Here is a 12136-nt window from a genome sequence, read left to right on the forward strand (position 1 = left end):
GACGGGGGTATCCCATGGGCCATATCGCAGCCAACAAAGACGATCTTCTCAAACGTGTAAAACGTATCGCCGGACAAATCCAAGCCGTTGAACGGGCTTTGGAGTCGGATCTCGATTGCGCCAGAACACTGCACCTTGTCGCCGCCACTCGCGGAGCCATCAACGGCTTGATGGAAGAAATCATCGAGGAACATGCGCGCGAACATGTCGCCAATCCTGCTCTCAGCGAAGCGCAGCGCAACAAGGGCGTCGAGGAACTTCTCGAAGCCATTCGCCGCTATTCCAAGTGAACGCCTCAAGGTACGACTCATGAACAGCACCCGTCACCCCCACATACATGACCATGTGTTCCTTGGCTCGGCCCATGACGAAAATGCCAAGCGTACGCTTTGGGTCGTGGCACTGACCGTCGTGATGATGGTGGGCGAAATCACCGCCGGCTATATCACCGGTTCGATGGCATTGCTGGCCGACGGTTTTCATATGGCAACCCATGCCGGCGCATTGGGCATCGCGGCGTTCGCCTACGGATACGCGAAACGCCACGCTCGCAGCCAGCACTACAGTTTCGGCACCGGGAAGGTCGGAGACCTGGGCGGGTTCGCCTCGGCACTAATTCTCGGCATGGTTTCCCTGGGCATTGGCGTTGAGTCTGTCATGCGCCTCCTGCAACCAACGCAGGTCCAGTTCGGTACCGCTACGCTCATCGCGATTGCCGGTTTGATCGTCAACATTATCAGCGCCCTGCTGCTGGGCCACGGACACAGCCATGGGCACGATCATGACGATCATGACCATGCCCACCACGGGCATGACAACAACCTGAAATCGGCGTATGTCCACGTCGTCGCAGACGCACTGACGTCTGTCCTGGCCATTGCCGCGCTGCTCGCCGGCCGGTACCTGGGTTGGGTGTGGCTGGATCCGGTCATGGGCATCGTCGGCGCCATCGTCATTGCGCGCTGGGCCTGGACCCTGATGGGCGTCACGGCTGGCGTACTGCTGGATCAGACCGATGCGCACGTGGCCGAGGAAATCCGCGAACTGGTCGAGAAACCGGGGGACGCCACCGTCACCGACTTGCACGTCTGGCGGATTGGTCCGCAAGCCCATGCAGCCATCGTCAGTGTCCTGGGAGAGGCCACTGCGAACGCCGAGAGCATTCGGGGACGTCTCAAGCCCGTTCACGAAATCAGTCATCTGACGGTCGAGTTTCGATCGCTCTGAAAAATGGCCGGCGCACCACGGCGATGTGCCGGCCTTTCAGGTGATGATGCGTGTCCAAATCATCACCTCAGAGAACACTCGCGCCTGAACGGAAAGCATCGGCATTCAATCCGAACCGATTCATCTTGTTGTACAGCCCGCCACGGGAAACGTTGAGCTGTCTGGCGGCCAGGCGGATGTTGCCGCCGGTGTCCTTCAGGGCGGCGATGATCGCGTTCATTTCGTGGGCACTCAGGTCCAGGGTTGTCCTGGGTCCAGGCACAACGCCCGGCGCCGATGATCGCAGCGCCTGCTTGATTTCCAGCGGAAGATCACTCGGTTGGATGAGTGCGGTGACCGCCAGATTCGTCGCCCGTTCAATGGTGTTTTCCAGCTCGCGCACGTTACCCGGCCAGTGATAGGCGGACAGGATCTCCAGCGCCTCGGGCGAGATGCCCTGCACCGATTTGCGCAGCGAGCGGGCACATCGCCCAAGGAAATGCCGCGCCAACAGCGGCACGTCCTCGCGACGCATGCGCAGCGGCGGCACCGTCAGGTTCAAGACATTGAGCCGGTAGTAGAGGTCCTCCCGGAACGCGCCATCGGCCACCGCCTGGCTCAGATTCCGGTGTGTGGCGGCAATGATGCGCACATTCACCTGCTGGGATTTTTTCGCGCCGACCCGCGTCACCTCGCCTTCCTGCAAGACCCGTAGCAAGCTGACCTGGGCATCAAACGACATGTCGCCGATTTCATCGAGGAAAATCGTTCCGCCATCGGCCAATTCGAATTTGCCGGCCGATCCACCGCGCGCCGATCCGGTGAAAGCACCTTCCACATGACCGAACAATTCGCTCTGCACCAGGTCCCGCGGTATCGCTCCGCAATTGACGGCCACGAACGGTCCGCCGCTGCGGTCGCTGGCGTTATGGATGGCCTGGGCAAACAACTCCTTGCCAGTGCCGCTCTCCCCCAGGATCAGGGTTGTCGAGTCACTGCGACTGGCGATCCGCCCCAGGTGCAACGCGTCCAGGATCGCTCGCGAACTGCCCTGGATGGTTTCGAAGGTGTAGCTGGCCTGGGTGCCGATGATCCGCCGGGTGATTTCCCGGATACGGCGGTTCTCCCGCAGCGAAACAATGCGCCCGCCCTGCTCCAGTGAACACACCGACACCAGGCAGGCCAACTGGCTGCGATCATGCAGCTCGAAGATGCAGTCCAGGTCCCGTGGACCTTCGCCGCTGCCCAGCAGAATCTCGTCGGTCAATTCACTCTGCCCCAGACGCTGGAACGGACTGCCCAACAAGTCGCGGCCCACTCGAAACAATTGCCGGGCATAGCGGTTGAGGGCCTTGATGCAGCCGCGCTCGTCCAGCACCACCAACCCCTCATTGAGCACTTCCAACACGGTTTGCTGCTCCGCCAACAAAGCCTGTAGCGCCATCTGCCGCGCGACCGCTTCGGCAGCGGCCTGGACGGTGCCCAGCGTGTGGAAATGGAACCAGCCGGGCTCGGCAGTCAGGGTGAGCATGGCCAGTGTCCGGCCCTGGGCATCCCTGATCGGTGCGGCAGCGCAATGCATGCGTCGACGACGCAAGCCGGTGGCGAAATTCTCCTCGGCCAGCACGTACACCAAACGGTCTTCGGCCAGCGCCAGCCCCGTGCAATTGGTGCCTTGCACCGACTCCAGCAGGCGGCTGCCCACCGGGGTGAGGTCCAGGCCACAGAAATACAGTGTCGTGCCTTGGGCATCGGTCAGGTTGATATGGCCCCTGGGGTTGTAGGCCAACAAGCCGCGCATCACCTCTGCCGCGGCGGCGATCAACACACGATGGCTCGCCAGTGTCGCGGCCAGTTCAGCCGGGGCGACGAATTGGTATTCGCCGTCATTCGGATCCAGGCCTGCTTCGACACTGCGCAACCAGGAGTTCCAGATCACCTGCCTGACCCTGGCTGGCCGCTCAGTCTGTCCGCTCAGGCATTGCCGCCAAGCCTGCTCCAGCTCAGCGATGGGACCCTCGCTCAACGAAGCTGGACCGAGCCCGGTGAGGTAATCGAGGTCCTGCACACTCAGGGCCGTGGGTTGTGGGATCACGCTGCCACCTATGTTCATATTTTCAACATGTCAGTATAGACATGTCATTTAAATGCGCACTTATTCAAAAACCGTTTAATAAATTCGTTAAATATCAATAAGTTAATTTATGGCACAGCCCTTGCTCCTTGCCTTGTACCGGCGAAGGCCTGTCTGTCGTCGAGTCGCTGAATAACAACAAAAGGGGAGTCATTCATGGATACAACCAAAATCATCCGCCTCGGCCTCATTGGCGCCGGCCGCATGGGCAGCTTCCATGGCCTGACGGCCGCCAGGCATATTCCAGGGGCCTGCCTGGCCGCCATCGCCGACCCGACACCCGGCCAAGCCGCGCGTCTGGCGGCAGAGTTGGGTGTGCAGCAGGTCTACACCGATCCACAACACCTGCTCGACGATCCGGACATCGACGCCGTGCTGATCGCCGCCCCGGCCCGCAGCCACGCCGAACTGGTGATCAGTGCCGCTCGCGCAGGCAAGGGCGTGTTCTGTGAAAAACCCATGGCCATCACCCTGGACGAAGCCGACCGCGCCATCGCCGCGGCTGCGGACGCACGAGTGACGCTGCAGGTCGGCTTCAACCGCCGCTTTGTCAAAAGCTTCCGGACCGCTCACCTGGACGTGGTCGCCGGCCGTATAGGAACGCCGCAACTTCTGCGCTCGCTGACGCGCGATCCGGCATTGAACAATCCAGCCGCCTCGCCGCAGTGGGTGATCTTCCTTGAGACCCTGATTCATGACTTCGACACCCTGCGCTATCTCAACCCCGGTGCCGAAGCCGTGGAAGTCTTCGTCATGGCCGACGCGCTGATCGCACCGGACTACAAGAGCAAGGGCTTTCTCGACACCGCCGTGGTCACGATCCGTTTCGACAACGGCGCCATCGCCACCGCCGAAGCGAATTTCCAGGCGGTCTATGGCTACGACGTGCGCGGGGAAGTGTTCGGCAGCGCCGGCATGCTGAGCATGGGCAGCATCAGCGACTCAGACCTGGTTCGTTATCTGGCCGATGGCATCCAGGCGGACACCCAGCGGCTGGACACTGACTTGTTGCGCGATGCCTATGTGGCCGAGCTCAACCACTTTGTGGACTGTCTGCGCACCGGCAAACAACCACTCGCCAGTGGCGCAGATGCCCGGGCGGCGCTGGCTATTGCGCGTGCGTGCATCGAGTCGTTCCAGCAAGGCAAAGCCGTGCGCGTGCAGGGAGGTCGCCCATGAGTTTCACCCCGTTCAAGCTGGCCGTCAGCGCCGAGATGGTGTTCCTCGACCTGCCCTTCACCGAGCGCGTCAAACGTATTCACGCGCTGGGCTTCAGTGCCGAAATCTGGGACTGGACGACGAAAGACATTCCGGCCCTGGTCGCCACCGGCGCTGACTTCACCTCGATGACCGGCTACATCAGCGGCAACCTCACCGATCCCGAGGACATCCAGCGCCTGCTCGACAGCGCCCGGGAATCCCTGGCCATCGCCGCCCAATTGAATTGCCCGAGCCTCAATTTGCATGGCACCGGCCTGGGCGACCAGGGCTTGCCGGTCAAACCCGTGGCCCACGCCACCGGCCGCATGTGGTTGAGCGCTTGCAAGACCCTGGAAAAAATCGCTCGCCTGGGTGAAGACGCCGGCCGGGTGTTCCTGCTGGAAAACCTCAATACCGAGGTCGATCACCCCGGTACTCCGTTCGCTCGCGCCGACGACACCCTGGCGCTGATCGAAGCCGTGGGCAGCCCGCACCTGAAGATGAACCTCGACCTGTACCACGCCCAGATCGGCGAAGGGAATCTGATCGAACTGATTCAGCGAGCCGGCAGCGCCATCGGGGAAATCCAGGTGGCCGATGTCCCCGGACGCAAAGAGCCCGGCACCGGTGAAATCCATTATCCAGCCATTGCCAAGGCTTTGTTCAGCATGGGATACACCGGTGTCGTCGGGCTCGAAGGTTGGGCCAGTGGCGACAGCGAAGTGGCACTGGAGCGCTTTCGGCAAGCCTTCACGCTGGATTGAGCGCCGGCGGCACGCTGCGGCGTCAAGCCAACGCGTGCCGGTCGGTCCCAGGTTTGATCTTGATGAATTTCGACTCATAACAACAAAAGGAAAACCATCATGCGTCGCAGCACACTTCTTTTCGCCGCACTGCTACTCGTCTTCAGCCAATGGGCAACCGCCAGCTATCGCATCGGCGTCAGCATTGCCAGGGTCGACGACAACTTCATGACCTATGTCCGCCGCGGCCTGGAGGACGCTGCCAAGAAAGAAGACGTGCAGATCCAGTTCGAAGACGCCCAGGGCGACGTGGTGCGTCAGCTCAATCAGGTCCAGGGCTTCCTCAATCAGAAAGTCGACGCGGTCATCGTCTTGCCCGTGGATACCTCCGCCACCGCCAGCATGACCCGCTCAGCGGTCGAGGCGAAGACGCCGCTGGTCTATGTCAACCGTCACCCGGACGAACACGTCCTGCCCAAAGGCGTAGTGACGGTCGCTTCCAACGACATTGAAGCCGGGCAATTGCAGATGCGCTATCTGGCGGAAAAACTCGGCGGCAAGGGCACGCTCGCGATCATCATGGGCGACCTGGCGCAAAACGCTACGCATGACCGCACCGAGGGCGTCAAACAGGTGCTCAAGGATTATCCCGGCATCAAAATCGTCGAGCAGCAAACGGCGGAATGGCAGCGCAACAAAGGCATGGACCTGACCAGCAACTGGCTACTGGCAGGCACCCGTTTCGATGCCATCGTTGCCAACAATGACGAGATGGCCATCGGCGCCGCCATGGCGCTCCAACAGGCCGGCAAAGCCAAGGGCGAGATTGCGATCGTCGGCATCGACGGCCTGCCCGACGGACTGGCGGCGATCAAGCGCGGGATGCTGGTCGCTTCGGTCTTCCAGGACCCCAAGGCCCAGGCCACCGTTGCCTTGCAAGCGGCCATCAAAATGATCAAGGGCGAACCGGTCCAGGCGGATGTCTGGGTGCCCTTTGAGCTGATCACCCCGGAGCAGGTGGCCGTGTTCGAGCAGCATTACAAATAGCGCCGGGGTTGGGGTGTTGAATATCCCGACGCTTTCGCGGGCAAGCTCGCTCACAACAGATTCACGGTGTGCAGAAAAGGTGTGAGCAGCCGCAACCCCTGTGGGGGGCTTCGTTAGCTGGGAGAGTGCTCCTACCGTCGCCCCTTCAGAAAATGCCTACGAAAGTACCTTGCAGATCAAACAACGCCGGCTATGCTCCCAAAGCTGACTTTCAGGATACTGGCTCCGAGCCACAAGACCCCCGATCTTGCCGTCCGGACATCGCAACGATGATTAGCAGGAAGCTACACATCTGACGACGCGAATGCGTTCGCCAAGGTGTTCCCCAGGAGGGAGCCATGTCCGCACCAGGACAGTACCTGATTGCCATAGCGGCCCATGATCGCGTGGACTTGCTCGACGTCAGTGCCCCAGACAAGCCGTTCCACCGGATGGCTCGAATCGAACCGCCGTACACACCCGCCCTCCCTTGCGCCATTCAACTGCCGGCCCCGCCGTCTGCCCCAGGTCGCACCTGCGACTTTTCTGGCATGGCCGCGACCAGCGTCCATGAGCTCAAGCGCAAAGTTCATTCTTGGAAAACCTGCAGCCTCACCGCAGGATCGATGCCGGTTCCCAGATAACGCAGTTGATCAAAGGACACACGGCCACCAAGGCCGTCGCCTATTTCCGCGCAATGGCGCAGGGAGAACAACATGACTTCGCTTCGTATGGCCCTGGCCGGGTTGTTGGCCTGTACAACCTCCTCGGCAGCGTTTGCCGAACTCGCCCCCCAGCCGTTCCTGGCACCGCCCAGGCTTGTTGAAAAAGGCGCGCCGGGCACGTTGAAGGCAACTGAGTCGGCCACCGTGCAAACGGATTGCAACCCGCAGGGCGACATCACTCGCGACGGGCAAACGGTCGAACTCAACCTGCAAGTGCAGAAGCGCGAAAACTCTATCTACAACCCAGGCAATCCCGACGGCGCCAAGGACAAGGTCAAGCTGCGGTCCTATGGCGGTTGCCTGTCGGGGCCGCTCATCGATGTGCAGCCAGGCAATACCTTGCGGGTCCACCTGGACAATCAGCTGGATAAGAACGATCCCAGCTGTCCAGGTGGAGGTGACCCGGCGAATGGTCAACCGGGCTGCTTCAACACGATCAATCTGCATTACCACGGGATGCATGTTTCACCGTCGGGCAACAGCGATAACGTGCTGTTGAATATCGCCCCGCAAACCCGATTCGAATACGAGATCAACATCCCCACGGATCACCCTTCAGGCACTTTCTGGTACCACGCGCACCGGCATGGTTCCACTGCCCTGCAGGTCGCCAGCGGCGCTGCGGGCGCGCTGATCGTGCGCGGTAACCGACCCTATACCGGCGGCAAGCCAGGAGACATCGACACCATTCTCAAGAACGTCGCCGGAGACCCCATCATCGAGCAAGTCTTTCTGTTCCAGCAGATTCCCTATGCGTGTTTCGACGACAAGGGCGCCATCATCACGCAAAAAGATGGCACCTGGACGTGTCCCAGCGGCAAGACCGGCGTCGTGGAGAACTTCCAGGCGCAGCTCTCGTCACCCACCGTCTGGGACGAGAGTGGTCGCTTCACCAGCATCAACGGCGTGGTACAGCCGACCCTCCAGGGCATCGCCGCGGGAGAAATCCAACGCTGGCGTTTTATCCACGGGGGTATCCACGACACCGTGAACCTGCAAATCGTGCCCATGAACCCGACCAGCCCCACAGCCACGCTTGCGCTCAAGGGTGTACTCAGCGGCACACCGAAGGAACAGGCCGCCACGATTGCCGACCTGTGCCCGGCGACTGTGCCGGGTACCAGCAAACCGGTCGAACTCGTACCGCAGTTCGAGATCGCCGCCGACGGACTCACGCGCACCGCGATCCGTCCCATCGGCGTCAACAAGAAGAGCGTGAGCGGCGGCATCGGCAGCAATTTCCTGCAACCGGGCTACCGCAGCGATGTACTGCTGATGTTCCCCCGCGACGGCACCTACTGCGTGCTGAACCAGGCGGCAACCCCCGCTGAACGCGCCAATGCAGGCCCCAACGGTGGCCCCGGCGGCCAGGGTCCGAACGAAACACAATTGCTGGCCACGGTCATCGTGTCAGGCGGCAAGGTTGTGACTGACGATCCGCAAAGCTACATCCAGCAAGCGCTGTACGACGCCAACAAGGCGGATAAATCGCTCCCTGCCGCAGCCTTGGAAGGGCTGCGAACCGGAGACCTGAACCCTTGGCGCGGGATGGATGACCTGAAGAACGCGGTGGTCAATGATGACATTCAGAAGGCCGACTTTTTTATCGGCAATCCGCCATTCCCGCCCTCGCCGCCCGCCAATGCGCCACAGAAACCGGGAGATCCGTGGACCGGCCCGTTCGGCTTCTATATCAACTACAAGTCCTACGATCCGGACCGCATCGATTTCACCCGCCAGGTCAACACGACAGACGATTGGGTCCTGACCTCCCAGGGTGAGCCTCATATCTTTCACATTCACGTCAACCCGTTCCAGGTGATGGACGTGCTCTATGCCAAGCCCGGCGAGAAGCCCAAGAGCATCTTCGGCCCCAACGGCGAGTGCCTGGTGCCAGCCGACGAACTGGGCCTGCAAAACCAGTACTGCGGGATGTGGCATGAGTTCAAGGACACCGTCTTCGTGCAGAACGACTATCAGGTTCTGGTGCGCACGCACTACGACCGCTACATCGGTGAGTTCGTCATTCACTGCCACATCCTCGACCACGAAGACGGCGGCATGATGACCAATATCCAGATCGTTCCGGACATCACTGCCGTCGGCGGTGGCATTGGCATGGCCGGCATGAAGCACACCGCCCATCAACACTCGGACTCCAAGCAACCCTGATCAGGAGCTATCGGCAATGAGTAATCCCTTTGCAGGAAAATGGACATACAGAAGCTTCCTCAACAACCCTGTGCTGACTGACGGCGACCCGACGAAACTGGAGGCGCTGTTGTTCGCCGAAGGTGTGTGGACCGTAGAGGACACCGCCGATGAGACGTTCATTGGCGAACTCAGTTTCGGGGCGAACGCCGTCATGGACTTGAAGGGGGTCATCACCCATGGCCACGGTCGTCCGGACCATGTGCACATTGCAGGCAGCGGGCGACCCGGGACTTCGACACAAGACTACTTCTACGACTATGACGGATCGCTGACGGAACACTGGCCCAACGGCGTGAGTCAGGTTCCGGCCATCACCGGGTCGGTGATCCGCATGAAACCTCACAATGGCGAGCCCGCCGGACTGGTCGCCTCGTTCATCTCCGTCAAGAGTACCTAGGTGCTATTGGCCGGGACACTACCGGGCCGCCACGGATGTCGAGCAAGCTGCATGTGTTGAGCATGCGCAGGCTGGCGACCAGGATCCGATCCACTGCAACGTTCATTCGTTATTGATGACAAGGAGTCGGGCATGACCACTACTTCCACCACAGCGCCTGTCGCCCAACCTACCTGGTACGGGCAGATCCGCGATATGTTCACCTCAGTAGACAGGGCGCACATGGCCACGCAAGGCCTTGACCTGGCCAGCTACTACACGGTGATGAAGCACGCCGGCGATATCTACCAACAGGTGGCGGGGGGCAATATGCCGCCGAACCGACCCTGGCCCGCTGACTGGGTGGGTACCTTTCTGAACTGGATGAACAACGGCTATCCCAAAGGAGTCCCCGCTGCCAGCGCCAACGCAACGGACTTCGCGGCGCGGTCACTGTCCAGCGCAGACGCGTCCGCCGCCAGGGTCCGCAAGGACATCACCACGCTGTCCAGCGCCGAGCTCGGTCTGCTCAAACAGGCGTTTGCCGGCATTATGGCCATGGACGCCGCCGACCCCAACAGCTACTTCACACAGGCCGGTTATCACTGGTTTCCGGTGCCCAATACCTATTGCATGCACCATGTCCCGGGCTATAACCCTTGGCACCGCGCCTATCTGGTCAGCTTCGAGAACGCGCTGAGATCGGTCCCCGGCTGTGCGAACGTGACCCTGCCCTACTGGGATATCACCACGCCCTTCCCCGACGTGCTTAAAAGCCCGCCCTTCGATCAATACACACTGCAGCAAGCCGCCAGTTCCGATTATCCCGAAGGCTACGTCACCACACGTTTTGACTACGACACGATTGGCCAGAAGCTGCTGACCTACGGGGTGACCGATGATGTGAACCGAGCCATGAGCAAAACCGACTGGGAAGACTTCCACGGCTATTGGTCCGGTGCCGCTCACAACACCATCATTGCCGCCCACGACAGCGGCCACAACTCCATCGGGCCAACCATGCAGAACCAGGAAGTGGCGGCGTTCGACCCGGTGTTCTGGTTCTTCCATTGCAACTGGGACAGGCTGTTCTGGGAATGGCAGAAAAAGATGCTGGCCACCGATCTGCATGGGCTGCTCACCACCATCAACGAAGTCACCGATCCGGTCAGTTATCAGATTTTCAATGATGCGGCGCTGCAAACCCTGAACCCTTTCACCAGTTCCCCACCAGAACTGAACACGGTTGCGATCATCGACTCGGTCAGTCAACTCGGCATCGACTATGCACCCGCAGCGACAAGCTCGGACGTCGATTTCATGCCGAAGACCCAGCGTACGCTCGCCGCATCCAAACGCTTCACCGTTGAAGCCGATCGAGTCAATGTGCGAGTCAGCGGTATCAATCGCCTGAAGATCCCCGGCAGCTTTTCGGTGCACTTGCAGAAGGACGCGAAGACCATCGCCTCCAGAGCATTGTTTCAACCGGTGGAGACGCAAAGCTGCGCCAATTGCGTGGCCAACGCCATGACCCAATTCGATTTCGAATTACCCATGGCGGCCGTGTTGGGCGGCAAGCTGAGCGTCTGGGTGGAGCCGGTGAACAAGGACTTCGTCGGCGATCGATTCCCGCAGAAGCTGATGGGCGACCCCGTTATCGATGTGCATCTGTTGCTGCAGACTCAGTAGCAACCTGGACCGACGGTGCCGGACTTCAGGCGTTGAAGTCCGGCTTCAGTCGCTGGTGAACGCCAGATAGACATCAGTGTCGAGAACGACCTTATGCGGCCAGGCTCTGTTCTACGCCAATTTACCTGTGACCCCTGGCCGGTGCTTTTGGCAATGGCGGGACTCGGCTTGGCCTTGTCCGTCTACAACGACATCAACACCAACGGACCTGCGTTTTGCGTCACTGCGAATGGGCTGTCGATTTTTACGAGTTGGCCTGCCGCCCTGCAAGCGGAGCTGGCACTCAACCCACCCCAGCGAATCCTGGCCGGTTGGGCCTTGATGCTCCTGGCCATGATGCCGCCCCTCCTGGCGACGCCACTCACGCACGTCTGGCGCTCCAGCCTGCCAAACAGGCGAATACAAGCGTCAGTCGGGTTCCTGCTCGGTTACGCTGCCATGTGGATGGCCGCCGGACCGCTCCTGATCGCCCTGGCGCTGTTGCTACAGATGGCTGCCGCAGAAAATACCCTGGCCGTGGCGCTGCTGGTTGCAATGCTGTGGAGCGCGAGCCCGTGGCACCGCGCAGCCCTCGACCGTGGCCACCGAATGGGGCAGCTAAGCCTGTTCGGCTGGGCTGCCGACAGGGATTGCCTGATCCGTGGCCTGGCGCACGGCCTCTTTTGTATCGTTTCGTGCTGGGCCTGGATGCTCGTGCCGCTTGTCAGCGGGTCCTGGCACATTCCGATGATGTTGTTGGCGGGCGCGATCCTGCTGGCTGAACGGCTCATCCCTGCCAAAGCGCCGCGCTGGAGCTGAGCGTTTAAAACAAGGCTTCACGCAT

At 60.9% G+C, this 12136-nt stretch carries 11 protein-coding genes; 10 read left to right on the top strand and 1 reads right to left on the bottom strand.

The annotated features are described in order from the left end of the window. Positions 1–14: 14 nt before the first annotated feature. Positions 15–290 (top strand): metal/formaldehyde-sensitive transcriptional repressor, encoded by a 276-nt coding sequence (locus PFLQ2_RS28820; protein WP_003182519.1) that lies wholly within the window; start codon positions 15–17, stop codon positions 288–290. Between the two features lie 19 nt (positions 291–309). After that, positions 310–1227: a CDF family Co(II)/Ni(II) efflux transporter DmeF gene (gene dmeF, locus PFLQ2_RS12080; protein ID WP_003182521.1), complete on the top strand. Its 918-nt coding sequence runs from the start codon at positions 310–312 to the stop codon at positions 1225–1227. Between the two features lie 67 nt (positions 1228–1294). On the opposite strand, the gene PFLQ2_RS12075 is transcribed toward dmeF, so the two are convergent. Continuing rightward, positions 1295–3319: a sigma-54-dependent Fis family transcriptional regulator gene (locus PFLQ2_RS12075; RefSeq protein ID WP_003182522.1), complete on the bottom strand. Its 2025-nt coding sequence runs from the start codon at positions 3317–3319 to the stop codon at positions 1295–1297. A 177-nt stretch (positions 3320–3496) separates the two neighbouring features. Here PFLQ2_RS12075 and PFLQ2_RS12070 point away from each other — a divergent pair, with 177 nt between their 5' ends. The 8 genes from PFLQ2_RS12070 (at position 3497) to PFLQ2_RS12040 (ending at position 12111) form a co-directional block, all read left to right on the top strand. Then, positions 3497–4519 carry a Gfo/Idh/MocA family oxidoreductase gene (locus tag PFLQ2_RS12070; protein WP_003182523.1) on the top strand — a complete coding sequence of 341 codons (1023 nt, stop codon included), beginning with the start codon at positions 3497–3499 and terminating at the stop codon, positions 4517–4519. Next, a complete protein-coding gene (locus PFLQ2_RS12065) occupies positions 4516–5304 on the top strand; it encodes a TIM barrel protein (protein ID WP_003182525.1) in 789 nt (262 codons plus the stop codon). Before PFLQ2_RS12070 ends, PFLQ2_RS12065 begins: the two co-directional genes overlap by 4 nt. Before the next feature lie 99 nt (positions 5305–5403). Continuing rightward, entirely contained in the window at positions 5404–6330 is a 927-nt protein-coding gene (locus PFLQ2_RS12060; RefSeq protein WP_003182529.1) for a sugar ABC transporter substrate-binding protein, read from the top strand. Positions 6331–6668: 338 nt separating this feature from the next. Continuing rightward, positions 6669–6953, top strand: coding sequence for a hypothetical protein (locus PFLQ2_RS29920; RefSeq protein WP_152632770.1), 285 nt, complete (start codon positions 6669–6671; stop codon positions 6951–6953). Positions 6954–7025: 72 nt separating this feature from the next. Beyond that, positions 7026–9206 carry a multicopper oxidase family protein gene (locus PFLQ2_RS12055; RefSeq protein ID WP_172680607.1) on the top strand — a complete coding sequence of 727 codons (2181 nt, stop codon included), beginning with the start codon at positions 7026–7028 and terminating at the stop codon, positions 9204–9206. A 16-nt stretch (positions 9207–9222) separates the two neighbouring features. Further along, positions 9223–9645 (top strand): hypothetical protein, encoded by a 423-nt coding sequence (locus tag PFLQ2_RS12050; protein WP_003182533.1) that lies wholly within the window; start codon positions 9223–9225, stop codon positions 9643–9645. A gap of 132 nt (positions 9646–9777) precedes the next feature. Continuing rightward, positions 9778–11313, top strand: coding sequence for a tyrosinase family protein (locus PFLQ2_RS12045; protein ID WP_003182535.1), 1536 nt, complete (start codon positions 9778–9780; stop codon positions 11311–11313). Positions 11314–11466: 153 nt separating this feature from the next. Beyond that, complete coding sequence (locus tag PFLQ2_RS12040; protein ID WP_225970832.1) at positions 11467–12111, top strand: DUF2182 domain-containing protein; 645 nt, start codon at positions 11467–11469, stop codon at positions 12109–12111. Positions 12112–12136 lie beyond the last annotated feature (25 nt).

The organism is Pseudomonas fluorescens Q2-87, from assembly GCF_000281895.1.
Taxonomy (GTDB): Bacteria; Pseudomonadota; Gammaproteobacteria; order Pseudomonadales; family Pseudomonadaceae; genus Aquipseudomonas; species Aquipseudomonas fluorescens_S.